Origin of the sequence: Rhodococcus yunnanensis NBRC 103083, assembly GCF_001895005.1 — a bacterium.
Taxonomy (GTDB): domain Bacteria; phylum Actinomycetota; class Actinomycetes; order Mycobacteriales; family Mycobacteriaceae; genus Rhodococcoides; species Rhodococcoides yunnanense.
On sequence record NZ_BCXH01000025.1, the window covers coordinates 25,836 to 50,546 of the forward strand.

Genomic DNA, 24,711 nt, shown 5'->3' on the forward strand with positions numbered 1-24,711 from the left:
GAACCGAACGAAGGGAACCCACATGAGTGCCAGGATGACCGACGGCGAGGCCGTGCCCTCACCATTCGACGACCAGCTGTCGTCCAGATTGCTCGATCAACGGATCGTGGTGCTCGGTACCGCGGTCGACGACGCGATCGCCAATCGGATCTGCGCGCAGCTGCTGTTGCTGTCCGCCTCCGACTCTCGACGCGACATCAGCCTGTACATCAACTCACCGGGCGGATCCGTCAGCGCCGGCCTCGCGATTCTCGATACGATGCGTCTCATTCCGAACGACGTATCCACCCTCGCAATGGGATTCGCCGCGAGCATGGGGCAGTTCCTGCTGTCCGCGGGAACGAAAGGCAAGCGGTACTGCCTGCCCCACGCCCGGATCATGATGCATCAGCCGTCGGCGGGCATCCGCGGAACTGCAGTGGATATCGAGATCCAGGCACAGAACCTCGAATACACGAAGGCGTTGATGCACAAGCTCAATGCCGAACATTCGGGGCACGACATCGACACCGTCACCGCCGACAGCGAGCGTGATCGGTGGTTCACCGCCGAACAGGCCCGCGCCTACGGACTCGTCGACACCATCGTCACCACCCTCGACGACATCCGCCCCGTCGGCGCCAAACACACAGTCGGCCTACAGACAGTCGGGACACAGACAGCGGGGACACAGACATCATGAGCCAGTACACCATTCCCACCGTCGTCGAACGCACACACAGCGGAGAGCGCGCCTACGACATCTACAGTCGGTTGCTCTCGGAACGAGTGATCTTCCTCGGCACCGAAATCGACGACGGCGTCGCGAATGTCGTCATCGCGCAGCTGTTCCACCTCGAATCGGACAACCCCGACGCCGATATCAGCTTGTACATCAACTCACCGGGCGGATCGTTCACCGCGATGACCGCCATCTACGACACCATGGAATACATCCGTCCGGACATCTCCACCTTCTGTGTCGGGCAGGCGTCGTCGGCGGCGGGTGTGCTGATGGCGTCGGGAGCGCCCGGCAAGCGAATCATGTTGGCGCACGCCAGAGTTCTACTGCACCAGCCCTCCGGCGGCGGCGAGGGCACGATCTCGGACCTGCAACTGCAACGTGACGAGATCGTCCGCATTCGTTCGGAAATGGAGTCGATACTGGCCCACCACACCGGGCAGAGGCCGGAGACATTGCGCCGCGACACCGATCGCGACAAGATCTTCTCTGCCTCCGAGGCCGTCGACTACGGCCTCGCCGATCTCATCGCGACCAGCCGGAACTGACAGCGCTTCTCACGCCGCCATCATCGTCACCGGCGCGGGACCACGCGTGACTCGTCGGAGTGCAGTTGCTCCGGCGAGTTCGCGGCCCGTCAGGATCAGGAGCCGCGACGGCGCGATCTCGAGCGCGCCGCACAGGGCCGAGAGCACTTCCGAGGACGCTTCCTTGCGGCCGCGTTCGATCTCCGACAGGTACGGCATGGACACCCGCGCTTCGGACGCGACGTTCTCCAAGGTCCGGCCCTGCTCCTGCCTGATTCGGCGCAGGACCCGGCCCATCCCGTCGCGCAGCAGTGGCTCGGGTGCCGGACGAACACGAGCGTCCCCGCGGGGACGCAGCGGCAATACGGTGGCGTCGGTGCGTTGCTCGGCCATGGGTTTCCTCTCGTGACGACTCTGGCACCAGGCTAGGAGTTCGACCCTGCCCGCGGCGGGTGACCGGCATGATTTCTGCTGCCAGCAGAATCGGCCGGGCAGGTAGATTTCCGCAGTATGAGGAAATCCGACACGGCGCCTGTGACCCGAACCATCTCGCACGGCATCGCTGTCCTGACCCTCGACAATCCACCGGTCAACGCGATGACGCAGGCGGCGACCCGGGAGCTGAACGCGCAGCTGCGCGACTGTGTCGCTCGCGACGACGTTCGAGTCGTCGTCATCACCGGAGCAGGCAACCGGGCGTTCTGCGCCGGATCCGACATCAGCGAGATGCCGCAGATGCAGCGCGAGAGGTCCGTCGTCGCCCGCAAGACCGCCTTCGAGAACGCGGCAATGGACTACCTGGCAGATCTACCGCTTCCGACGATCGCCGCGATCAACGGTGTCTGCCTCGGCGGAGGCCTCGAACTGGCGATGTGTTGCGACTTCCTGGTCGCCGAGGAGGGAGGTCTGCTCGGGTTGCCCGAGGTCGATCTGGGTCTGATCCCCAGCAGCGGCGGACCGATGCGCGCCATCCGCCGACTCGGGCTGACCCGGGCGGCCGAGCTGGTCCTGCTCGGCGAGCCGATCACTGCGCAGACAGCACTCGCGTGGGGTCTGGTGAATCGGCTGGCTCCCCGCGGGACGGCACTGCAGGCGGCGCTGGGCCTGGCCGAGACACTCGCAGCCAAGTCCGGCAGCGCTCTTCGACTGAACAAGCAGGCCTTGGCGCGCGCGTTCGGAGCCGAGCCGAATCTTCCGGCACAACAGTCGGTTCCGCTGTTCGAAGAGTCCTTCGAATCGGCCGACGGCAGCGAGGGGGTCAGGGCGTTCCTGGCGAAAGAGACGCCCGACTTCGAAGGACGACCGCGGTGATGATCTCCCACCCGACGAACGTGTAGATCGCGGTCCGCTCCACCACCCCGACCATGTCCACTCCGACAAGGTCCGCTTCGAGCAGGTCCGGTCCGGCGATCAGCAATCCTGACGCCGCGAACCCCACGACGCCCAACCCGACGCTGCTCGCCGTGTACCACCGCGGGCATCGCGGAGACGTCGACCCGACGAGGACGGCTATGGCGTTTCCCGCACCGATGGCCAGGATCGCACCGAGAACGTGCGCACTGCCCTCCCCGGCGTGCACCGAAGCAACGAGGACGCTTCCCGCCGAGTACGCACAGATCAACCCCAGATACGCCCAGCGTCGCCGAACGAGAGTGGCCGAGCAGATGCCCGCGATCAGTACCGATACCGCGGACAACCAGAACGCGACGTTCATCGCGACGTACCAGTCGTTCGTCCCCGGCACCCCCAGTTCGCTGACGGTGTCGCGCGCGTAATCGTAGCCGTCGGACATCCGCGCGACCCACGCCTCCACCAGCAGATACTGCACTGCGGCGAATGCGAACAGGGCGGCGGCGACGACTCGGATCGTGGGCTCCTTCGGGCGGGCGACTGCGACGTCGTACCGGTGGGTACAGTCGGATCCGTTCTCGGCGCAGCGTCGCGCAGAACACCGGATCGAGGAGCAACTGTGACACGAAGAGCTGTGACAGGTACAGCGGTGACAGGTACAGCGGTGACAGGTACAAGACAGTCCCGTGCAGCTGACTGCCAGGCTCCGGAGTTCGCGCCATGAGCACAGCACCAGCTCCCGCGTTGCGCGAGTTCGGTGCTCGCGAGTTCCTGCGGCTGATCGTCATCGGCGCCGTTCTGGTGTACTACCAGGTCATCGCCGTCGGCAGGTGGGTACGTCGACCGCGACGCGGCTGGGCGAGCCACGCCTCCGACGGCGTCGTCGACGCGTTCTTCGCTCTCGGTCCGACGTTCGTCAAGGTCGGGCAACTGATGGGGAGCTCGCCCGGGTTGTTCCCGAAAGTGCTTGCCGACACCTGCCTTCGGTGCCTCGACGAGGTACCTCCGTTCCCCGGCGCGCAGGCGCGTTCGATAATCGAGGCCGATCTCGGCCGCAGCACCGCCGAACTCTTCCAGCGGTTCGACGACGAACCCTTGTCCTCTGCGTCGGTGGCGCAGGTTCACCTGTGTGTGCTGCACGACGGCCGCGAAGCGGTCATGAAGGTCCAGCGCCGCGGCATCTACCACCGCATGAAAATCGACCTCCGCATCGCTTTCGTGTTCGCGCGTGCGCTGGAGAAGTACATCGCATTCTTCTCCACGGCCAACGCGTCGGCCATCATCGTCGACCTGCATGCCGCGACGTTCGCCGAACTCGACAGTGCCGTCGAGGCGCGTCGTCAATCGGCTTTCCGGCAGGCGATCTCGGCATTCGGCGACAACGAGTTCGTGACCGCACCCGAGGTGATCGCAGAGTACTGCGGGGCCCGGGTGATCTGCATGGAGCGGATGCACGGGTCGCCGCTCGATCAGTGCACGCCCGGCGCGCAGTCCGAGCTGATCGTCCGCCGCGCCGCGAAGGTATGGATGGAAGCGCTTGTCCTGCACGGCCTCTTCCACGGCGACGTCCATGCCGGCAACGTCTGGGTCCTCGACGACGGCCGCGTGTCGTTCCTGGACTTCGGAGTCATGGGCGAACTCGACGAACAGTGGCGATCACTGCTGCAGGATCTGTTTCACGCGACGGTGATCGACGGCGACTTCACGCGGCTCGCCAGCAGTGTCAAACGCCTCGGAATCGTGTCCGACGACGTGGGAACCGACGCCGAAGTGGGCATGATTCTGCAGGCCGTGTTCGCACCGATGCTGTCGGATACGTTGGCGCACTTCAGTTTGACCGACTTCATCAAGGCGCTCGTCGGCATGGGAAAGCAGTACCGCACCTCGAGCCCGGAAGAGCTGATTCTGGTAGGAAAACAGCTGGGCTACTTCGAGCGGTACGCGATCGAATTGGCCCCGAACTGGGCGCTCGGGACCGATCCGTTCGTCTTCAAGAACGTCTTTCCAGCAGAGGTGGCCGCACTGTCACAGGCCCGTGGCGTGGTGCTACCGGACTAGCTCCAGAACAACTTTGCCTGCCGCCGTGCGGTTTTCGAGGGATGCGATCGCCTCGCCTGCCTTCTCCAACGGAAACACCGACGGCTCCGGGGCCGTGAGTTCGCCCGAGGCGAGCAGAGGTTCGAGTTCGGCCCACTGAGTTGCGAGGTAACCGGGACGCGTCATCCACCATGCGCCCCACCCGACTCCGACGACATCGACGTTGTTCAGTAGCAACCGGTTGACCTTGACCGTCGGGATCTCGCCGCCGGTGAATCCCAGCACCAGAACTCGTCCCGACGGCGCAAGGCTGCGAATGCTGTCGGTGAAGCGGTCGCCGCCGACAGGATCGACGACGACGTCGACACCTCGGCCACCGGTCAGCTCCTTGACCGCGTCTTTCCAACCGCGGCCGTTCTCGTCGACGACCAGCACGACGTCGGTGGCACCGGCTGCACGCGCGATCTCGACCTTGGCCTCCGAGCTCACGACCGCGATGACACGCGAAGCGCCGAGAACCGGCGCCATCCGCAGTGCGGAGGTTCCGATGCCGCCCGCAGCGCCGTGCACCAGCACGGTCTCGCCCTCGGCGAGGCGACCGCGCTCACGCAGTGCGAAGTGCACCGTCAGATCGTTGAAGAGCAGACCAGCACCCGCGGTCAGCGAGACGGCGTCGGGAAGTGAGAAGACCGCGTCGGGTGCGACGACCGCGACCTCGGCCATACCGTCGGACATGCCCGTCAGTGCCGCGACCCGATCGCCTGCGGCAAAACCCGAGCCATCGGGCGCAGAACGTACGATTCCCGCGATCTCGCTACCGGGAACGAACGGGAGATCCGGCTTGTACTGATACAGCCCGCGGCTCAACAGGGCGTCGGGAAACGCGACCCCTGCGGCGTGAACGTCGATGACCACCGCGTCGTCCCGTCCGGCCGGCTCGTCGATGTCGACGATCTGCACCGAATCCGGTCCGTCGAGACTCTCGATGTGTACCGCGCGCATGTACTGTCCTCTCCTGAAAGGGAAGTGCCTGTGACCCACGGTACAACCCCCTACCAGCGCCGAAAGTGGCCTGTGCTCCAATCGAACTATGAGCACCCCTCTCACCACACTTGCCCCGTCCGGAACTGCGCGCGGCGGAGTCGTCGTCATCCAGGAAGCATTCGGCGTGACCGATCACATCGTCGACGTCTGCAGGCGCTTTGCCGACGCCGGATGGGTAGCCACGGCGCCCCACCTGTTCCACCGTCAGGACAAGCAGATCCACGACTACACCGACATGGACTCGGCGATGGCGTCGATCGGCGCTCTGGCTGCAGACGAAGTGGACGCCGACGTGGACGCGGCCTTCAGCGAGTTGGCCGAACGCGGATTCGAGCCGACACAATCGGCGATCGTCGGTTTCTGCATGGGCGGTTCGGTGACCTTCCACACCGCGGTACGACGCCAGGTCGGTGCGGCAGCCACGTTCTACGGCGGCGGTATCACGAAGGGCCGCTTCGGTTACCCGGCGATGCTCTCGGTGGCAGATGCACTGCAGACCCCGTGGCACGGATTCTTCGGCGACCTGGACAAGGGAATTCCGGTCGAGGAGGTCGAACAGCTCAGAACCACCGCGACGTCGTCGCCCGTCTCGACCGACATCACCCGGTACGCCGCGGGCGAGCACGGCTTCCACTGCAACGACCGCCCCGCGGTCTACAACGCCGACGCTGCCGCCGACGCGTGGAACAAGACCCTGGAGTGGTTCGACGCTCATGTCGCCCGCTGACGTCTCGGAACCAACCGACGTCCCGGAACCAACAGACGTCCCGGGACCATCCGACTTCTCCGGGTCGACCGAGATTGCGGCAGTTCGAGCGTTCTGGCAGGACCTCCGACTCCAGGGGCTCTTCGATGTCCACACCCATTTCATGCCGAAGAACGTCATGGACAAGGTGTGGGCCTACTTCGACGGCGCAGGCCCTCTCACCGGCATGGCGTGGCCGATCACCTACCGGCACGACGAGGACGTGCGACTGAACACGTTGCGCCAGTTCGGTGTTCGCGGATTCACGTCGATGATCTATCCGCACAAGCCGGACATGGCGGCGTGGCTCGATTCGTGGGGGACGCAGTTCGCGCAGCGCACCCCGGACTGCGTGCACACCGCGACGTTCTACCCCGAGGAGTCCGCGGCCACCTACGTGCCCGCGGCTCTCGCGGAGGGCGCACGGATCTTCAAGTCGCACATCCAGGTCGGCAACTATTCGCCGAACGATCCACTGCTCGATCCGGTCTGGGGCATCATCGAGGACGCGTCGGTACCCGTCGTCATCCACTGCGGTTCAGGTCCGAGCCCCGGCACCCACACCGGGCCAGGACCCATCGCCGAGCTGCTGGCACGGTTCCCTCGGTTGCCGCTGATCATCGCCCACATGGGAATGCCGGAGTACCAGGCATTTCTGGAACTCGCGGAGCGCTACCCCGACGTCCGACTCGACACCACGATGGCGTTCACCGACTTCGCCGAGGCTTCGTGGCCGTTCCCGCCTGCCGAGAAGCCTCGACTACTGGATCTGCAGGACCGCATTCTGTTCGGCAGCGACTTCCCCAACATCCCGTACTCGTACCTCGACGCGCTCACCGCCGTGCAACGGCTGGATCTGGGTGACGATTGGGTGCGAGACGTGTGTTATCACAACGGGACTCGGCTGTTCGCTCGCTGATCGACCTGTCCTCAGGTCAGACGCGGCCGCAACCAGGCGATCAGGTCGTCGAGCACACGACCACGCTCGGGTTCGTTGAAGATCTCGTGGTAGAGGCCGTCGTAGATCTCGATGGTGAGATCCGTCGAGCCTGCCTTCTCGGCGATCATGTGGCTTCCCGAGACGTCGGCCAGCTTGTCCTCGGTTCCGTGCTGAAGCAGGACCGGCAGCGTCAGGGTGGACAACCGCACCGGGAAGCTCTCCATCGCGCCGACGAGGCCACTGGCAAGGCCGGCAGGAATCTTGCCGTGATGGACGAGAGGATCGGCGTCGTACGCTGCGACGACGGCAGGATCTCGCGAGATCGTCGCCGAGTCGAGCGATTGGACAGGCACGCCGGGAGCGATTCTTCCGAGGATCTTGCCGATCGGAATCAAGATCTTCGGAGTGTCATCGCTGAGGACCACTGCGGGTCCCGACAGCATCAATCCGTCCAGTTCCGCCTGGTAGTCGAGAGCGTAGGACAGCGCGATCGCACCGCCCATGCTGTGGCCGAGCAGGAAACTCTTCGTGTCCGGGTGCGCAGCGCGCGCGATGCGAAACAGCTCGTGCAGATCGACCAGAAAATCCGTCCAGCTCTTCAACTCCAGACGTTTACCACCCGACCTGCCGTGACCGCGGTGATCGAGGGCGTATACGACCAGCCCCAGCTCGCCCAGCCGCGAGATCACCTCGACGTACCGACCCGCATGTTCACCCAGGCCGTGGGACAGAACCAGCAATCCGGTGACCTCACCGTCAGGCGTCCAGACGTCGTAGACGATCTTGGTCCCGTGTACTCCGGTGAACGACGCGTCCGTGCGTTTCATCTGTTGTTCCCCTCACATCGGCGGTGGTACCGCAATCCGATCATGTGCTCGCGTCGAAGTACATACGAACGAACGCGGGCCAGGAGCCGAACATCCCGCCAATACTTTCGTAAAGGTAATTAGTTGTGGTTAATTTGCCGAGAGGGGGTATGTACCCTCCATGAGCGCATCTTCAGGAGCGCACACTCACGGGTGGCGTGACCCCAAGCGGTACCTGTGGCCACTCGGACTTGTCATACCACTGAGCCCGTTCATGGCGTGGGGACTCGTGACGTGGCTCGGCCCCGGTGCATTCTGGGCCCTCGGCCTGGTCATCATCGGGATCGCCATTCCGCTCGTCGACGCGTTCGCGGGTGTCGACCGAACCAACCCTCCGCTCGAGGCCGCAGAAGCGCTCGAGAACGACAAGTACTACCGCTGGTGCCTGTATCTACTTGTCCCGCTTCAGTACGCGGGTTTGATCGCCGCATGCTATCTCTGGGCCCACGGGCCATTGGGTGTGCCGGAGCGGATCGGGCTCGCGGTGACGATCGGCATCGTCGGCGGCGTCGGCATCAACGCGGCACACGAGCTCGGACACAAGCGCGAGAACGTCGAGCGGTGGCTGTCGAAGGTCACACTCGCGCAGGCGTTCTACGGGCATTTCTACGTCGAGCACAATCACGGGCACCACGTGCGCGTCGCGACACCGGAGGACCCGGCGTCGGCCCGATACGGTGAAAGTTTCTGGACGTTCCTGCCGCGCAGCATGATCGGCGGAATCAAGTCGGCATGGGAACTCGAGCAACGGCGTCTGCACCGAGTCGGCTCCACGAAGTGGACGGCCCACAACCACCTGTTCAACGCGGCGGCGATGTCCATCGTCCTGTTCGCGGTGCTCATCGCGGTGTTCGGCTGGAACGTCGCGCCGTATCTGGTGCTGCAGGCCGTCATCGCGGTGATCTTGTTCGAGGCCGCCAACTACCTCGAGCACTACGGGCTACTACGACGCAAGACCCCGCGCGGCCGGTACGAACGCACCAACCACACGCACAGCTGGAACAGCGACCACCTGTGGAGCAACCTGTTTCTCTACCACCTGCAGCGACACAGTGACCACCACGCCAATCCGGTTCGGCGATACCAGTCGCTCCGCAGCGTCGACGAGTCTCCTCAGCTGCCGGCCGGATACGCGGTGATGATCTTCTGCGCTCTGATCCCTCCGCTGTGGCGAAAGGTTATGGACCAGCGGTTGATCGACTACTACGACGGAGACATGTCGCGCATCAATCGGTGAGAGCAGCTACTCGTCCGTCTGCGCACGTAGATACCGTCCGAAGTGCGGGACCGTGAACGCGATGGTTCCGCGTTCGGCGGAGTAGATGAGCCCCTTCTTGATCAGACCGTCCCGCGCGGGGGACAACGACGCGGGCTTGCGCTTCAGTTCCGTCGCGACCGCGGAGGTCGGCACCGAGGTGTCGTCGTTCGACAGATCTGCCATGGCCCGCATGTACTCTCGCTCGGCCGGCGTCGCGCGCTCGTACCGCGAACCGAAGAATCCGACGGCAAGTTCCTCCTCGGCCGTCGGCGCTGCAACACGGACGTCCTCGACGGTGATCGGCGACTCCGCCGCCAGATCCCACGTTGCCTTTCCGTATGCCTGCACGAAGTACGGGTAACCGTCTGCCGCCTCGTACAACGCATCGAGTGCTTCGGTCGTGAACTCGACGTCCTCACGGTCCGCGGGAGCAATCAGAGCGAGGTCGGCCGCGGTGCGCTCGAGCCGCCCGATGCGGTGATAACTGAACAGACGCTCCGAGTAGCTCTTCGACGCGGACAGCACCGCAGGTAGGTGCGGCAACCCGGCGCCGACGATGATGAGCGGCGCCGTGTCCTGGCTCAGCTCGTGGCAGGCGGCGCACAGCGCCGAGATGTCGGCGGGCCCCAGGTCTTGCATCTCGTCGATGAAGATCGCGATGCCCACCCCCACATCGCCGGCCAGGGCGGACGCGTCGAGCAGCAGTTCGACGAGATCGATCTCGATGTCACCCGAGTCGGCACGCCCGCTTTTCGCGGGCACGTCGATGCCGGGTTGCCACCGCTCACGCATGCCCTTGTCGGCGGAGGCCCGTAACGCGAATGCCTTGAGCACGCCGAGGAATTCATCGACGCGTTCCGGATCCCGGTGCGATGCCGCAATTCCTCGGACGGCCATGTGCAGGGCCGAGGACAGCGGTCGCCGCAGCTCCTGATCCGGCCGAGCCTCGATCTTCCCGGTGCCCCATCCGCGCGCGACGGCCGCCGACCGCAGGTGGTTGAGCAGCACCGTCTTGCCGACGCCCCGCAGCCCGGTCAGTACGACGCTGCGTTCCGGTCGGCCGCGAGTGATGCGCTCGAGCACGACGTCGAAGGCGTCGAGCTGCTTGGTACGACCTGCGAGCTCGGGTGGGCGCTGACCTGCGCCGGGAGCGTAGGGGTTACGCACGGGGTCCATGGGGCCAAAGTAACAACTGCGATAGCTGTTTATGCGGACATCTAGGCCGTGTCCTAGAGAGCCTTATCGAGACCTATCGAGTCTCTGGCTCATTATTGCTTACTCTTACCTTTTCGCTAGATACAGGTAGATATTCATACACAGTTGCCGACGTCCGAAACCGGGTCTACATTGGCGTTCGTGAAGCGCATTCTCGTAGTACGCCGCCGTAGCGGGGTCTGACTCGGACCGACCCCCGCTGCGGGTCGTCGTGCTCTCTCGGTCCTTCCTTCACATTCGGAAAAGACCACTCCCATGAACGCTCTCACGTCCACTTCTTTCAAGAATTCCACTGCCCTCGAAGACTTCACCGCTCTCGAAGACTCCTTTGCCGATCTGCTGCCGCGCGAACTGCGGAGTCAGGCCCTCGGAATGAGCTGGACGGCCTTCACCCGCCGATTCGGCGCCGCATCCGGCCCGATCCGCCTCGGAAGCTGGGATTTCTCCGCCGCCCGGGCCGGCCGAACCACCTTCGACGCCACCTTCGGAATCGGCACGTCCATCCACTCTGCGACGGCCACCACCTACGGCCCGATCGACGCACTGACCTCGATGCTCTACGACGCCGGCTTCCATATCGAGATCACCTCGTTCCACCAGCAGCAGATGCCCGCCGTCGGCACGACCACCTTCGTGCTCGCCGAGTTCGACGGAACGCGCGAATGGGCCATGGCCAGCGGGTCCACCAGCGCAGAATCCTCGATCAAGGCAATCATCGGCGCAGCGAACATGCTGCACGGGTGACAGCTGCGGGGATATGGGGGTTTCTATCGCTATCTTTGCTCGATCCTAGATTGACTCAGACAGCTCGATAGAGCGTGTCACGGCATCTCCATCGTCTGCGCCCGCTGGATCTCGGCGACCGCACGCCGGATGTACACCTCGGCGGAGCCCTTCCGTCTGGCCAGCAGATTCACGATGATCAGCACCGCATGCTCGGGACGCGGGCGCGGACGCACCTCCTCCGTGTCCGCGACCCCGAGCGCGCCCGTCAACACTTCGACGAAACCGGGGACATCGAGATTCGGATTCCATTCGGCCGCCGAGCGGACGGTCAGTGACAGCACATCCTGCACGTCCTCACCGGTCAGGCCGTCGGGATGCAGTTCTTCGAGAAGCGACCTGACCATCTCCGCGTGAATCGAGCCGACCTGCGCCGCATCCTCGGAAGACAGCGTCAGGACCGCGTCGGCGAAGCCCTCGACGGAACGGGCGCGCGCCGCGATCACCGCCTCGTCGGTTGCAACTGCTATCGCACGCACTGTCGGCGGCCACTCGGGCATCGGAATCACTCCAGAATTCTTTCATCCCATTCCGACAGGTATATACATGTAACCGTCGTTCATATTAAAGTCCCTTGTTGTGAGTATCGAACGAACGACCGTCGTGAACGAGGGAATCTCTCTGGCCGTTTTCGAGACCGGCAATCCCGACGGTGAGACGATCGTCCTCGTCCACGGCTGGCCCGACACCCACGAGCTGTGGAGTCACATCGTGCCGCTGCTGTCGGACCGCTTCCGCGTCATCAGCTACGACACCCGAGGCGCAGGGGAGAGCACAGTGCCGCGGGAGCGGTCGGCGTATCGACTGAGCAATCTGGCGTCGGACTTCTACGCGGTGATCGACGCGGTCAGCCCGGGCGAACCGGTGCACGTACTCGCGCACGACTGGGGCGCCGTCGAGGTCTGGGAAGCTGCAGGTGAACCGCGCGCAGTGGACCGCATTCGTTCGTACACCTCCATTTCCGGCCCCAACCTCGACCACCTCGGTCGGTGGTCACGCTCGAAACTGTCGAAGCCGACGTTCGCAGGCCTGAAACAGGTACTCGCCCAGACCCGAGCTTCCTGGTACACCGTGACTTTCCACATTCCCGGATTGTCGAGATTGCGCATCAAGCGACAGTTCGCCAAGGGGTGGCCCGCATTCCTGCAGGAGTTCTCCGACGTCGATCCTGCTCTCGTGACACAGAATTCGACACTGTGGTCGGATGCCACCAACGGCGTCAACCGCTACCGCGCCAACATCCTGCCGCGCCTCACCGCGCCGCGCGCCCGGCACATCGCCATTCCCGTCCAGCTCATCGTCAATACCGAGGACGTCGCCGTACGCCCCTTCCACTACGACGACACCTCGAACTGGGTCGAGCACCTCACGCGCAACGACATACCGGCCGGGCACTGGTCGCCGATCTCGCACGCCACCGACATCGCCGCTCTGACAGAGGCATACATCGACAGCGTGGCGACGCCACCCGTGCCCGCATAGGTACCGCGCGCGGGCAGGTCAGCGCACGGGAAGGTCAGCGCACGGGAAGGTCAGCGCAGATGCCCGCGCAGGGTCGCCGAGGTGTACTCGCTGCGAAACAGCCCGCGCGCCTGCAGGATCGGCACTACATGGTCGACGAACTCGTGCAGGCCGTCCGGATACAGCGGCGGCATCAGGTTGAACCCGTCGGCAGCTCCGCCGCGAAACCAAGCCTCGATCTCGTCCGCGATCGACTCCGGTGTGCCGATCATCGTCGCGTGCCCACCGCCTGCAGCGAGCGTGCCGAGTAACTCGCGGACGGTCGGACGATCCTTGGCGACGATGCGCAGAATCGTCTCGTACCGCCCGTGCGGCCCGGTGAACTCTTCGATCGGCGGGAGCTCCGGCACCGGTGCATCCAACTCCCAAGCACTGCAGTCCTGTTCGACGAACATCCCGAGCTGACGCAACGACTGATCGACGGGGAGCAACGCGTCCAACTCGGCCTTCTTTGCTCGGGCCTCTGCCATGGTGGAGCCGATGTACGTGACGAGACCGGGCATGATGCCCACCGACGCCGCGTCACGGCCTGCGGCGGCGATGCGTGCCTTCACGTCCGTGTAGTAGCTCGCACCGGCCTCGGCGTCGTACGCCACCGCATAGATCGCCTCCGCGTACCGCGCCGCCAGGTCCCGACCCTGTCCCGACGCGCCTGCCTGAAACAGCACCGGCCGACCCTGCGGCGACCGCGGCACCGTCAACGGACCGTCGACGCGAAAGTGCGTCCCCGCGTGGTCGATCGAGCGGACCTTGGACGGGTCGGCGTACATTCCGGCGCGATCGAGTACGAGTGCACCCGGATCCCAGCTGTCCCACAGCGCGAGGGCGACCTCGACGAATTCCTCGGCGCGCGCGTAACGCTCTGCGCGAGGCGGGATCTCGCCGAATCCGTGATTGCGCGCTTCGGCGTCGAACATCGAGGTCACCACGTTCCAGCCTGCTCTACCGCCGCTGATGTGGTCGAGTGACGCCAGCATCCTGGCTGCATGGAACGGCGTGTAGAACGTCGTCGACACCGTCGTCACGAGACCGATGTGCGACGTCGCCCGCGCCATGGCAGTCAACGCGGTGATCGGTTCGAGGAACCACGTTCCCGCACCGGCCGGGTCGCGCACCGAGTGGCCGTCGGCGAAGAAGACCGCGTCCAACTTGCCACGTTCCGCGGTCTGCGCGAGCTCCTCGTAGTACCGAATGTCGCCGAGGTCCTCGACGCGAGAATTCGGGTGCCGCCACGCCGCACTGTGATGTCCGCAGCCGAACAGAAAGGCGTTCAGGTGCAACATTGTCGGAGATGCCACCCTCAGTCCTTCACGAGGCCGCCGTCGACGACCAGATTCTGTCCCGTCACCGAACGCGACCACGGCGACGCGAAGAACAGCAGTGCATCGGCGAACTCCTCGGGCGTCACGACGCGCTGCAGCGGCGTCGACGCCGCAATCAGATCGAACACCTCGTCCGGGGTCGCGGCACTGGCGTCGGTGGTCCGCAGCAGTCCACCCGAGACCATGTTGACCGTGATGCCGTCGGCGCCGAGATCCGCTGCGAGAGTGCGAGTCAGCGACAGAAGCGCAGCCTTCGACGCCGTGTAGTCGTGATACGGGACGACGGGATTCTGGAACAGGTTGGTCCCGACGTTGACGATGCGTCCGAATCCGGCCGCGCGCATTCCGGGAAGTGCCCGTTGCGTCGTCGTCAGCGCACCGCGTACTGCCCCCTGGAACTGCGCATCGAACTGATCCCAGGTGATCGAATCGGCCTTGCTCCGGCCGTCACCGTTGAACGAGAAGTCCGCGAGTGCATTGTTGACGACCGTGGTGACGGTGCTGCCGAAATGCTGCTCCGCCGCGGTGAACAACGCGTCGACCTGGGCGGCGTCGGTGATATCCGCCTGAACTGCGAGGCCGCCGATCTCCGACGCCAGCGTCTCGGCGGATTCCCGACTACGCCGATAGTTCACCACGACGCGGGCGCCCTGGGCCGCGAACGCGCGAGCGATCGCGCAGCCGAGTCCTCGCCCTGCCCCGGTGACGACCACAGTCTGTCGATCGAAGTTCATGTACATACCTCTCGCTCGGTCGGGCAACACGAGGTGAGGATGCACGAGAACCCGTCGAGTACGAGCATGCAGACATCCCTACGCTGGTGTTGTCCAGATCAGGTTCGACGGGTGTGTTCTCAGCCGCCGCGGCGGCACCCCGTGTCGAGAGACGAGTGTACATATCGGAGCATCTACAGGTATCTATGCCGTCACCTAGAAACCGATATACGCTCCTACGATGCCCGAGCGCGCGTACGCCGAATACCGACTCGACGAGAACGTGATCCTGGTTCTCGATCACCGCGTCGTCGAGATCTTCGACGCCACACACAAATCCGTCTCGGGCAGTCCCCGCTGGCACGTCGATCACATCGGCGTCGAAGCGAAACCCCGCAGGAACGGACTCCGAATCACCATCGGCGCACGCCTGCCCGACGACTCGATGTCGTACATCGGAGCGCAGGCGGTGCTCGACGTGCCCGAGGACAAAGTGCCCGAAGTCCTCGCGTTCTTCGATCGAGCCAAAGCCGCCCGAACTGGCCGGAGTTAGCCGATAGCCTGAGTCGGCCGGTAACTCGAACTAGCCGAGGACCACCCAACCGTGGGGCGGGACGGTCACCCGCCCGCGCTCGACGCTCGCCTCCCCGGCCAGCACCGGGCCACTGATCCGATAGTCCACCGAGTCGTCACCGAGGTTGAGCACGACGTGGATCCGTTCCTCGCCGGAGAACACCCGGTAGGCGAGCGCGGTATTGGTCAGCTCGACCGTCTCCGTGCGCGCGGCGTGCAGCCACGAATGGCGCCGCCTCAGACCGATCAGTTCCTGGTGGAGGTGGAACGTCGGCCAGCCGTACGGCGCGAGTTCGTCCTTGCTGGACGGGAATTCGGGGCGGACCTCGTCGTCACCACCGACACGCTCCTCCTTGACTCCGCGGAAGCCCTGTTCGTCGCCGTAGTAGATCATCGGCGTGCCACCGATGGTGAACAGAACGACCAACGCGTGAGCCAAGTGTCGCTCGTCGGTGATCGTGCTCGCTATCCGGTTCACGTCGTGGTTGCCGACGAACGTCGCGGGAACGAACTTCTCGAGCCACTCGTTGTGCCGCCCCAGCGCGTGCGAGAGCTCGAAGAAGTTCTTCTCGGTGATCGCGCTCCACGTCGCTTTCCACAGTTCGTACTGGGTGACCGAGTCGAGTGTGCCGAGTTGGACGAACTGCGAGTAGTCGCCGTGGATGACCTCACCGAGAAAGTACGCCTCGGGGAATTCCGCACGCACCTGTGGGATCACCGCAGCCCAGAATGCGGGCGGCACCGCGTACGCCGCGTCGAGGCGCCATCCGTCGGCGCCGCGGGCAAGCCAGTACGACATGACGTCGACGACGTACTGCTGCACTTCGGCGTTGTCGTGGTTCAAGGCGACCAGTTCGTCGTGGCCTTCGAAGTTCCGGTGCGTCGGGCGCTCACCGGACCGGTCGATGTGAAACCACGAGCCGGAACCGTCGCGAATTTCCTGTTGAAAGCGCGGGAACCCCTGTCCTACATGGTTGAACACGCCGTCGAGCATGACGCGCATGCCACGGTCGTGCGCGGCGTCGACCAGTGCGAGAAAATCCTCCTCGGTACCGAGCCTGCTGTCGATCCGGAAATGATCGACCGTCTCGTAACCGTGACCCTCCGAGGCGAACACAGGGCCGAGAGCGATGCCCGACGCACCGAGTTCGACGGCGTAGTCCAGCCAGTCGATCACCCTCGTCAGTCGATGCTCCTGCGCCAGAGACGTTCCGTCCCAGTCACGAACCGGCGCACCGACGAACCCGAGCGGATAGACGTGCCACCAGATCGCGTGCTCGACCCATGCGGGCGAACCCGAACGATCGCTCACGATCGGATCACCGACTCCCGGCTCAGCTCGGCCGCGCCCGTGTGCCCCGACAGCGACGTCACGAGATCGAATTCGGCAAGGATGCAGCGCAATACATGATCAACACCCGCTTGCCCGTCGAGCGCAAGTCCGTAGAGGAAGGGCCTTCCCAGCAGCACGGCGTCGGCGCCGAGCGCGAGGGCTTTTGCCATGTCCGCTCCGGTTCGGACGCCCGAGTCGAACAGTACCGTCAGTTGATCACCCACGGCATCCACGATCTCCGGAAGGGCATCCAATGACGCACGCGCACCGTCGATCTGACGGCCTCCGTGATTCGAGACCACGATTCCGTCCACACCGTGTTCGGCGGCGAGCCTCGCATCACCGACGGTGCAGATGCCCTTCAGCACGATCGGTCCGTCCCAGTTCTCACGAAGAAACGCGAGCTGCGACCAACTCAGTCCAGGGTTCGGGAACATCTGCGCCCAGTGCATCGCGGCCGCAACCGGATTCGCCTCGACGGATTCGTCCAATCCGGCAAGAAATGCAGGATCGGTCAGATAGTTCTCGATGCCGAGGTTGGCCAGAAAGGGAAGGTATCCGCGATTCAGATCGGCGGGCCTCCAGCCGAGCAGCGTGGTATCGAGGGTGAGCACGAGCGTCGTGAATCCCGTGTTCTTCGCCCGCTGCAAGAAGCTGAGCAGCACGGATTGGTCAGTAGGCCAATACAACTGATACCACCGAGGCGCATCACCGCCCGCCTCGGCTACCTGCTCGAAGGAGTGCGACGCCTGCGTCGAATGTATGTAGGGCACACCGAGCGCGGCGGCCGCACGCACGGTTGCGAGTTCACCCTCGGGATGTGCGAGCGTCTGGATCCCGACGGGAGCGATCAACAACGGCGCAGGCATCGTCGTACCGAGGACGGTGCAAGAGTGGTCACGTTCGGCCGAACCACGCAGCATCCGCGGCGCGATACGCCACTGCTCGAATGCTGCGCGATTGGCACGGGCCGTCGAACCGCTTCCCGCGCTTGCGACGATGTATCCCAGGGCCTCGGGGCTCAGCGTCGCGGCGGCCTGATCCTCGAGATTCGCGAGATCGGTGGTGATCTTCGGCGTCCGATCGGTGAACATGCCCTGTGCATAGATGCCGATCTGATGGTCACTGAAGTTCATGTTCCCACCGTAGGACATGTTCGCTCAGTTGCGTTTCGTACGACCGATCCACGTGTCGAGCAGGTCACTGCAGCGGGCCCGTGCATCGGACTCGCCCGCTTTCAGATCCGCTCGGATCACGGCGACGAGTTCGGCGTCCTGTTCGATGCCGTCACGCACCCATGCGTCGGCCCAGGATTCGAAGACGTCGACGTCGATTTCGGGGTGGAACTGCAGACCGAGATGCCTGCCCTGCACGAAGGCCTGCTGACCGGCGTCGTTTCGCGCGATCACGGTTGCGGTGTCCGGCGCGAGAAAGGTGTCGCCGTGGAACTCCATCCACGGCCCAGGACCGATCGTGTCCGTCGTTATCGCGGTGAAGCCGTACTCCGGGAACTTCGATTTCGCGACGGTCCCGCCCAGCACCTGCGCGAGCAGTTGCCCTCCGAAGCAGATCCCGAGGATCGGCACATCGAGGTCGATCGCGTCCTGCAGGTACGCGGATTCGGGGCCGATCCAGGGCACGTCGTCGTACGCAGCGTCGGGAGATCCCATGACGACGACCATCGCCGCACCGTCGAGCTCCGGCGGCGCCTCGGCGTGTCCGTAATCGAACGAGTGGACGTCCAACTCGTACCCGCGATTCTGCAGCTCGGGAACGAGGGTGCCGATGTTCCGGTAGCCCAGGTCCGGGTCACGGTCGTGGACGAGCACGACGGCTCGGTTCTTGCTCATACGGCTCGGTTCTTGCTCATACGGCTCGGCGCTTTCGTCGATCGGTTCGATACCCTCGCCGACACAGTACGACGGCTCAATCCTGGACGCTCGGCCGAATGGTGATGTCTCCGATCTCCACATCCGACGGTTGCTCGACAGCGAAAGCGATTGCACGGGCGACCGCGTCGGGAGATATTCCGAACTCGCTCATTCTCGTACGGATCCGATCGCGCAACTCCTCGTCCTCGATCGAGTCGGCGAGATCGGTTCGGACGAATCCGGGAGAAATCGACGTCGTCCTGAGCACGCCGTCCGTCGACTCCTGCCGCAGACCTTCCATCAACGTCCGCACCGCGTTCTTGGTCGCTGCGTACACGGCCATCGTCGGAACGATCTTCAGTCCCGCGGTCGACACCGTGGTGACGAAGTGCCCAGTACCCTGGCGGCGAAAGACGGGCAGCGCGGCGGCGACTCCGTGCAACACTCCGCGCAGGTTGACATCGATCATCGACGACCAGCCGTCGACGTCCAGTGCATCCATCCGGCCGATCGTGCTGATCCCCGCATTCGCAACGAGCACGTCGAGTGCGCCGAACTCTTCGACGCTCGTCTCGACGAGCCGTTCCAGATCCTCGCGCCGAGTGACGTCCGTTTCGCAGACGACCGCACGGCCGCCTCTGCCACGAATGGTTCGCGCAAGATCGTCCAGCCGGTCGCCTCGCCGTGCACCGAGGACAACCGACGCTCCCCGCTCGGCCAGCAATTCTGCGGTTGCCGCGCCGATACCGCTGCTGGCGCCGGTGATCGCAATCACCTTGTTGATAGAGCTGTTCATACTGTTTCCCACTCCTCTGAATTTCTACTCCACTAAAGTGGACATCTGTCCGCTTAGCTCGACAGTACCGGACACGTGTCCACTTAGCAGGAAGGGGGCGTCGTGACGACCCCACGACGAGCCGACGCGACCGAGAATCGTGCGCGAATCGTTCGGATCGCCCGGGAGGACGTGAAGAACGGAGGCGAGCTCAAACTGAACGCAGTCGCCAAACGAGCAGGCGTCGGGCAAGGCACTTTGTACAGGCACTTTCCGACGCGCGAGGATCTCTTGGCCGAGGTGTACCGCGACGACGTCGACGACCTGGTCGCGACCGCGGGCGTCCTGCTGACCACTTGCAGCGCGTTCGACGCCCTGACCCGGTGGTTCTCCCGGGTTGCCGACTACGCCCGCGTCAAACAGGGCGTACTGGCCGCAGTCGAGTCCGGCGTCGGGCGCGATCTGACGACCCACAGCATCGGCCCGATCGGCGACGCGGTCACGACGCTTCTCGACGCCGGCAAGACCGAGGGATCGATTCGGCACGACGTCGACGCGCGCGACATCATCCTGCTCATCGGGTATCTGACCCGATTAGAGGACTCCGAATGGGACACCCGAGCCCACCATGTCCTCGACATCATCCTCGACGGACTCCGCGCCGGAGCGCACTCACCTGCCCGAACGGACGGTACATCGGCGAAGTCGCTCCGGACGGCACCCACCGAGTAATAACCTGGTGTGCAGCACACTGTTCTCTGCAGCACCTCTTGTGCACCACACTGTTTCGACGAGCGACGATGCTCATTCGGGAGGTTCGATCATGTCCGAATTCCCAGGCCTCGCACACGTGGCGATCACCGTGTCCGACCTGGCCGCCAGCACGGCCTGGTACACGACACTGCTCGGTTCGGATCCGGTTCTCGACGAGGACGAGGAGTCCGGACAGTTTCACCACACGGTGTTCGCGATCGGCGGCGGCATGCTCTTCGGCCTGCACACCCACACCGGCTCGAGCGCCGGAGGGCCGTTCGACGAACGCCGCATCGGGCTCGATCATGTCGCGTTCGGTTGCACCCAGGAGCAGCTGAAGACCTGGGTGGGCAGGCTCGACGAGCTCGGCATCGCACACAGCGGCATCAAGAACGCCCACTACGGCTCGGGCATCTCCTTCCGCGATCCCGACAACATCGCGCTCGAATTCTTCGCACCGCCTGCCTGACCGGAGCTGTCGGTGCGGTGCTCTACGGTATTCGCGTGCCACCTCGTAGACGCAAACCCACCACCACGGCACGCACTGTCGGTGCAGGAAAGAGCGCGGCAGCGCGCAAGTTCAAGGAATCCGCAGGCGGTACCACCAAGAAGGCGCCGGCCAAGCGGGCCCCGACCAAGCGCGCGCCGACCAGGAAGCGAGCGGTCCGTAAGACGGTCGCACCGGATCTCAGGCTGCCCGATCCCGGTGAGCGCGTGTGGGTACTGGATGTTCCGTTCGAGGATCGCGCACTGGCATCGGCGTCGGGCGCACGGTGGCATCCCGGCCCGCGGGTGTTCGCGTACTACGGGATCGAACTCCCCGAGGCTCTGTCGTCCTTCGAGTCGATGCCGTACAGCCTGCAGCGTTGGATCGAGGACGACGCCAACGGGGCAGGAGTGGAGCCTGCGGAACGACCAGGGGCAGGAGTGGAGCCTGCGGAACGACCAGGAAAAGAGGGTGAGTGGCGGCCGGAGGTGTTGGGGCAGCGTTCGATGACGCCGCGGGAGACGCAGCTCGAGTCCGTTCGCCGTCACCTCGGCGCACTCGAGGACGGCTTTCCGTACTTCGCGCAGATGGACTCGACGGGTCTGGGCAAGACACTGGCCGTGTGCGAGGCCGTCCGGCAGATGAGGGACCAGGAGATCGGGACGGTACTCGTCGTCGCCCCCAAGGGTGCGCTTCCTGGCTGGAGGCGCACCATCGCCGACACGGAAGCCGATCTAGACCCTGCAGAGCGCAAGCGGTGGTTGCTCGTCACGTATCAGTCCACGAAGAAGCTGCTGACCGTCCCCGAGGACATCGATCTCGGCAAGCGCAAGAAGACTCAGAACAAGCGCACCATCGCGCTCGGTGAGCTTCGGTTCGACATCGACGTCGTCATCGCCGACGAGTCACACGCATTGATGAACATCGAGTCGCAGCAGTCGCAGATCCTGTGGCGGTACCAGGAAGCCGCGCGTGCGGTGGTGTGGATGTCCGCGACCCCGGGGTACCAGCCGATGCACTTCGCATACATGGCGCGGGCGATCGAGCAGAGTCTCGGCAACAGCCCGATCATCGGCGACGACGACGATGCGCTCGGGTACGCCCTCACCACCAAGTGGGCCACGTTCCTCGAGGAGTCGGGATTCGCGCTCAAGGAGGGCAAGGCGGGTGGCCTGAAGACCTGGAGGTGGGAACCCGAGGACGCGGCCCGACGCGAACGCGACATCGGCACCATTCATCGCTGGCTCTCCGGTGGCGCGGTTCCGTGGTCGATATCGCGGCCGTCCCCACCCACTCCTCGGGAACCGCTCGGCCAGGAGCTGACGGCGTCGCAGAAGCGTCTGTACAACGCTGCGTGGGTCGACTATCGCAAGGAGGTCGGGCTGCCGAACTGGAAGTCCGTCGGCGGAAAGCGCGTGTTGCAGAAGAACCCGAGCACCCGAGCGGCTGCGCTTCGCTTTCGTCAGAAGTGCTCGTACCTCCGCATTCCCGCATCGGCCGATCAGGTCCGATCATGGGTTCGCGACGGCAACCAGGTCTTCGTCTCGATGTTCTACCGCGAGTCCGTGGCCGCACTCGCCGAGACGCTCCGGGAAGAAGGCCTGGACGTCGCGGTCGTCGACGGCAGCATGAGCAGCGCCGACCAGGAAGTTGCTATTCGCAGTTTCCAGACGGGCGCCGCTCGAGTCATCGTCTCGACGACGACGAGCGCGATCAACCTGCATGCAGGAGAGCTTCTGCTCCCCGAGAAGACGGTGTCGACGGCCGCGCCACGCGTCACGCTCATCCACGATCCCCGGTGGACTCCGATCGACATCCGACAGATCGAAGGCCGCGCGAACCGCATCGACAAGGATCACAACCACACGACATCGACCTGCTATTACGGCTATGCGGAAGGCACCGTCGAGGAAGAGATGGTCCTGACGGGCATCGAACGCATCGCAGATCTCGGATCGATCGTCGGACAGGCAGACCTCATAGATCCGGAGGCCTTCCTCGCGGCGCGGGCAGAAAGGTGATGCGGCCCCTACTATTTGGTGTCGGTTCGTTCGTACACGTTATTCGGCGCAACCGTACGACATTGATGCCGGGTAACGCCGTTCAGCTCGACAGCGACATACCGTCCGATGGATGAAAACCATTAGGGGAGGCCACATGTTGCTACCGCTGGCAGACTATTTACAGATGTTTACGCTACAAAACATATGGAATGGGATCATCTCGGCACTTCAGTTCTACAACTTGCTTCCACGCTGACGGTGCCACAACAAAAGAATACGGCTTTCGCATTCTCCGACACGGCGCTCCGTGTGCAGCGAGCCCGCCAAGCTCTCGGAGCACTGAATATGCTGCAGCGCATGGCATTTCGCTACTTCTCATCGACAGATTGAACAGTGCTCTGCGGCAAAACCGGCCAATTCGATCCCCAATGGGTCTACTGTCGCTGCTTACACAGAGCTGGCCACGCTTGGCCTACACCGAGATTTCGATCGAGCCCCAAGGATGCTGACCGGTGATGCCGTCGACGCCCGCATCACCGGACTCAGCAGCGCTTGACGCACCGGTGGTCGTGCTCGTGATGTATGACACGGAATACCTGAGGCTTGCTAACTATTGTGCTTGTATAGATACATAGTTTTAGCTTCAACAAAGGGAGATGGGTCGTCATGGCCACGTACGACGTAGCGGATCGATCGGCAATCGTCACCGGAGCCGGATCCGGAATAGGTCGAGCCGTCGCACTGGAACTCGCCGCGAACGGCGCGTCGGTGCTGGTAGCAGATCTGAACGGTGATCACGCCAAAGCCGTCACCGACGAGATTCTGGCATTGGGCGGCACGGCAGCCGCATTCGTCGGCAACGTCGCCGACCTGGGCGACGTCGAGGCGATGGTAGCCGCTGCAGGCGACCTGGCACCGCTGCGTATCGCCGTCAACAACGCGGGAATCAGCGGAGAGCCCCTGCCGGTCGGCGACGTCTCGATCGACAGCTGGCGCAAGGTCATCGACATCAACCTCAGCGCCGTGTTCTACGGCATGAAGGCCCAGATCCCCGCGATCGCAGCAGCGGGCGGCGGATCGATCGTCAACATGGCGTCCGTCCTCGGGAGCGTCGGAATCGCCAACTCGGCCAGCTACGTCGCCGCGAAGCACGGACTTCTCGGCCTCACCAAGAGCGCCGCACTCGAGTACGGTACCGCCGGAGTCCGCGTCAACGCCGTCGGACCCGGCTTCATTCGCACGCCGCTTCTCGTCGCCAACATGGACGAGGAGACCCGAAAGGCGCTGGAGGCCAAGCACGCTCTCGGACGGCTCGGAACCTCCGAGGAAGTCTCGTCCCTCGTCGCCTTCCTTGCCAGCGACGCCGCCGGCTTCGTCACCGGCAGCTACCACCTCGTCGACGGCGGATACGCCGCCCAGTAATCGCGGCTTCGGCAGGTCAGCGCACGAACGGCATGACCTGCCGCACCCTGGGATCGCGGAGGTACAGAGCGCCCCACACGACGATGCCGACGTACACGGCGAACAGAACGGTGCTGAACAACGGCTTGTCCACGCGCCAGTTCGTGAGAACCGCGCCGCCGAGGTAACCGGTCAGCAGTACCGCGCCGAGAAAAGCAGTGCGCGGCACCAGGTACAGAGCCAGGGACACGAGCAGAACGACGCCGATGACCGGTGTCATCTCCTCGCGCAGGCCCAGGTCGACCGTCGCGTCCTTCACTTGCTGGACGTTCAACAGTTTGGTCACGCCGTCGAAGATCAGGAAGATCGCCAGTAGGCCGGTGAGCACCCAGCCGATGCGAGACCCGGTACGCGAGTTGGTTGTCGGAACAGTCGGTGCAGTCATGGTCGTCTCCGATGTCGGGTGTGGGTTT

The 24,711-nt window shown here is 64.3% G+C and carries 27 protein-coding genes and 1 riboswitch; of the genes, 14 read left to right on the top strand and 13 right to left on the bottom strand.

The window, feature by feature from the left end; translation table 11 throughout:
- Positions 1-22: 22 nt before the first annotated feature.
- Together RY1_RS27020 and RY1_RS27025 are read left to right on the top strand one after the other, a co-directional pair.
- Positions 23-682, top strand: coding sequence for a ClpP family protease (locus RY1_RS27020; RefSeq protein ID WP_072807130.1), 660 nt, complete (start codon positions 23-25; stop codon positions 680-682).
- Positions 679-1,269 (top strand): ClpP family protease, encoded by a 591-nt coding sequence (locus tag RY1_RS27025; RefSeq protein ID WP_072807131.1) that lies wholly within the window; start codon positions 679-681, stop codon positions 1,267-1,269. The genes RY1_RS27020 and RY1_RS27025 overlap by 4 nt, the downstream gene beginning before the upstream one ends.
- 9 nt (positions 1,270-1,278) lie before the next feature.
- Here RY1_RS27025 and RY1_RS27030 read toward each other — a convergent pair whose 3' ends face one another.
- A complete protein-coding gene (locus tag RY1_RS27030) occupies positions 1,279-1,641 on the bottom strand; it encodes a helix-turn-helix domain-containing protein (RefSeq protein WP_072807132.1) in 363 nt (120 codons plus the stop codon).
- A gap of 117 nt (positions 1,642-1,758) precedes the next feature.
- Here RY1_RS27030 and RY1_RS27035 point away from each other — a divergent pair, with 117 nt between their 5' ends.
- Positions 1,759-2,559, top strand: a complete 801-nt coding sequence (locus tag RY1_RS27035) for an enoyl-CoA hydratase/isomerase family protein (protein WP_072807133.1) — start codon at positions 1,759-1,761, stop codon at positions 2,557-2,559.
- Here RY1_RS27035 and RY1_RS27040 read toward each other — a convergent pair.
- A complete protein-coding gene (locus RY1_RS27040) occupies positions 2,507-3,076 on the bottom strand; it encodes a DUF998 domain-containing protein (protein ID WP_072807134.1) in 570 nt (189 codons plus the stop codon). The genes RY1_RS27035 and RY1_RS27040 overlap by 53 nt on opposite strands.
- A gap of 242 nt (positions 3,077-3,318) precedes the next feature.
- On the opposite strand from RY1_RS27040, the gene RY1_RS27045 reads away from it, so the two are divergent.
- Positions 3,319-4,656, top strand: a complete 1,338-nt coding sequence (locus tag RY1_RS27045) for an ABC1 kinase family protein (protein ID WP_072807135.1) — start codon at positions 3,319-3,321, stop codon at positions 4,654-4,656.
- Here RY1_RS27045 and RY1_RS27050 read toward each other — a convergent pair.
- Entirely contained in the window at positions 4,645-5,637 is a 993-nt protein-coding gene (locus RY1_RS27050; RefSeq protein ID WP_072807136.1) for an NADPH:quinone oxidoreductase family protein, read from the bottom strand. The genes RY1_RS27045 and RY1_RS27050 overlap by 12 nt on opposite strands.
- 88 nt (positions 5,638-5,725) lie before the next feature.
- Between RY1_RS27050 and RY1_RS27055 the strand changes: the two genes are divergently transcribed.
- Both RY1_RS27055 and RY1_RS27060 read left to right on the top strand, forming a co-directional pair.
- Complete coding sequence (locus tag RY1_RS27055; protein ID WP_072807137.1) at positions 5,726-6,406, top strand: dienelactone hydrolase family protein; 681 nt, start codon at positions 5,726-5,728, stop codon at positions 6,404-6,406.
- A complete protein-coding gene (locus RY1_RS27060; protein WP_084727917.1) occupies positions 6,393-7,343 on the top strand; it encodes an amidohydrolase family protein in 951 nt (316 codons plus the stop codon). Before RY1_RS27055 ends, RY1_RS27060 begins: the two co-directional genes overlap by 14 nt.
- An 11-nt stretch (positions 7,344-7,354) precedes the next feature.
- On the opposite strand, the gene RY1_RS27065 is transcribed toward RY1_RS27060, so the two are convergent.
- Positions 7,355-8,191, bottom strand: coding sequence for an alpha/beta hydrolase (locus RY1_RS27065; RefSeq protein WP_072807138.1), 837 nt, complete (start codon positions 8,189-8,191; stop codon positions 7,355-7,357).
- A gap of 160 nt (positions 8,192-8,351) precedes the next feature.
- Between RY1_RS27065 and RY1_RS27070 the strand changes: the two genes are divergently transcribed.
- Positions 8,352-9,467, top strand: coding sequence for an alkane 1-monooxygenase (locus RY1_RS27070; RefSeq protein WP_072807139.1), 1,116 nt, complete (start codon positions 8,352-8,354; stop codon positions 9,465-9,467).
- A 6-nt stretch (positions 9,468-9,473) separates the two neighbouring features.
- On the opposite strand, the gene RY1_RS27075 is transcribed toward RY1_RS27070, so the two are convergent.
- Positions 9,474-10,664, bottom strand: a complete 1,191-nt coding sequence (locus tag RY1_RS27075; protein ID WP_072807140.1) for an ATP-binding protein — start codon at positions 10,662-10,664, stop codon at positions 9,474-9,476.
- 294 nt (positions 10,665-10,958) lie between these two features.
- On the opposite strand from RY1_RS27075, the gene RY1_RS27080 reads away from it, so the two are divergent.
- Positions 10,959-11,447: a 2-isopropylmalate synthase gene (locus RY1_RS27080; RefSeq protein ID WP_072807141.1), complete on the top strand. Its 489-nt coding sequence runs from the start codon at positions 10,959-10,961 to the stop codon at positions 11,445-11,447.
- Positions 11,448-11,524: 77 nt separating this feature from the next.
- Here the strand turns inward: RY1_RS27080 and RY1_RS27085 are convergent, their stop codons facing one another.
- Positions 11,525-11,986: a hypothetical protein gene (locus RY1_RS27085; RefSeq protein WP_072807169.1), complete on the bottom strand. Its 462-nt coding sequence runs from the start codon at positions 11,984-11,986 to the stop codon at positions 11,525-11,527.
- A gap of 85 nt (positions 11,987-12,071) precedes the next feature.
- Here RY1_RS27085 and RY1_RS27090 point away from each other — a divergent pair, with 85 nt between their 5' ends.
- A complete protein-coding gene (locus RY1_RS27090; RefSeq protein WP_072807170.1) occupies positions 12,072-12,968 on the top strand; it encodes an alpha/beta fold hydrolase in 897 nt (298 codons plus the stop codon).
- Positions 12,969-13,018: 50 nt separating this feature from the next.
- Here the strand turns inward: RY1_RS27090 and RY1_RS27095 are convergent, their stop codons facing one another.
- Together RY1_RS27095 and RY1_RS27100 are read right to left on the bottom strand one after the other, a co-directional pair.
- Positions 13,019-14,290 (bottom strand): LLM class flavin-dependent oxidoreductase, encoded by a 1,272-nt coding sequence (locus tag RY1_RS27095; RefSeq protein WP_072807171.1) that lies wholly within the window; start codon positions 14,288-14,290, stop codon positions 13,019-13,021.
- 17 nt (positions 14,291-14,307) lie between these two features.
- Positions 14,308-15,063, bottom strand: a complete 756-nt coding sequence (locus RY1_RS27100; protein ID WP_072807172.1) for a 3-oxoacyl-ACP reductase — start codon at positions 15,061-15,063, stop codon at positions 14,308-14,310.
- A 58-nt stretch (positions 15,064-15,121) separates the two neighbouring features.
- A riboswitch (TPP riboswitch) is annotated at positions 15,122-15,215 on the bottom strand.
- 68 nt (positions 15,216-15,283) lie between these two features.
- Here RY1_RS27100 and RY1_RS27105 point away from each other — a divergent pair.
- Positions 15,284-15,595: a hypothetical protein gene (locus RY1_RS27105; RefSeq protein ID WP_072807142.1), complete on the top strand. Its 312-nt coding sequence runs from the start codon at positions 15,284-15,286 to the stop codon at positions 15,593-15,595.
- A gap of 30 nt (positions 15,596-15,625) precedes the next feature.
- Here RY1_RS27105 and RY1_RS27110 read toward each other — a convergent pair whose 3' ends face one another.
- The 4 genes from RY1_RS27110 to RY1_RS27125 all read right to left on the bottom strand — a co-directional run bounded on the left by RY1_RS27110 (position 15,626) and on the right by RY1_RS27125 (position 19,615).
- A complete protein-coding gene (locus RY1_RS27110) occupies positions 15,626-16,927 on the bottom strand; it encodes an alpha-amylase family glycosyl hydrolase (RefSeq protein ID WP_072807143.1) in 1,302 nt (433 codons plus the stop codon).
- Entirely contained in the window at positions 16,924-18,084 is a 1,161-nt protein-coding gene (locus RY1_RS27115) for an alpha-hydroxy-acid oxidizing protein (RefSeq protein WP_072807173.1), read from the bottom strand. The genes RY1_RS27110 and RY1_RS27115 overlap by 4 nt, the downstream gene beginning before the upstream one ends.
- Before the next feature lie 24 nt (positions 18,085-18,108).
- Positions 18,109-18,798 carry a type 1 glutamine amidotransferase gene (locus tag RY1_RS27120; protein WP_072807144.1) on the bottom strand — a complete coding sequence of 230 codons (690 nt, stop codon included), beginning with the start codon at positions 18,796-18,798 and terminating at the stop codon, positions 18,109-18,111.
- Between the two features lie 76 nt (positions 18,799-18,874).
- Positions 18,875-19,615: an SDR family oxidoreductase gene (locus RY1_RS27125; RefSeq protein ID WP_072807145.1), complete on the bottom strand. Its 741-nt coding sequence runs from the start codon at positions 19,613-19,615 to the stop codon at positions 18,875-18,877.
- A gap of 102 nt (positions 19,616-19,717) precedes the next feature.
- Here RY1_RS27125 and RY1_RS27130 point away from each other — a divergent pair, with 102 nt between their 5' ends.
- The 4 genes from RY1_RS27130 to RY1_RS27145 all read left to right on the top strand — a co-directional run bounded on the left by RY1_RS27130 (position 19,718) and on the right by RY1_RS27145 (position 24,259).
- Positions 19,718-20,326 (top strand): TetR/AcrR family transcriptional regulator, encoded by a 609-nt coding sequence (locus tag RY1_RS27130; RefSeq protein WP_072807146.1) that lies wholly within the window; start codon positions 19,718-19,720, stop codon positions 20,324-20,326.
- 91 nt (positions 20,327-20,417) lie between these two features.
- Positions 20,418-20,816: a VOC family protein gene (locus RY1_RS27135; RefSeq protein WP_072807174.1), complete on the top strand. Its 399-nt coding sequence runs from the start codon at positions 20,418-20,420 to the stop codon at positions 20,814-20,816.
- A gap of 35 nt (positions 20,817-20,851) precedes the next feature.
- A complete protein-coding gene (locus tag RY1_RS27140) occupies positions 20,852-22,855 on the top strand; it encodes a helicase-related protein (RefSeq protein ID WP_084727922.1) in 2,004 nt (667 codons plus the stop codon).
- 648 nt (positions 22,856-23,503) lie between these two features.
- Positions 23,504-24,259, top strand: coding sequence for an SDR family NAD(P)-dependent oxidoreductase (locus RY1_RS27145; protein ID WP_072807147.1), 756 nt, complete (start codon positions 23,504-23,506; stop codon positions 24,257-24,259).
- 16 nt (positions 24,260-24,275) lie between these two features.
- On the opposite strand, the gene RY1_RS27150 is transcribed toward RY1_RS27145, so the two are convergent.
- On the bottom strand, positions 24,276-24,683 hold the full coding sequence (locus tag RY1_RS27150; RefSeq protein ID WP_072807148.1) for a DoxX family protein: 408 nt from the start codon (positions 24,681-24,683) through the stop codon (positions 24,276-24,278).
- Positions 24,684-24,711: the final 28 nt, after the last annotated feature.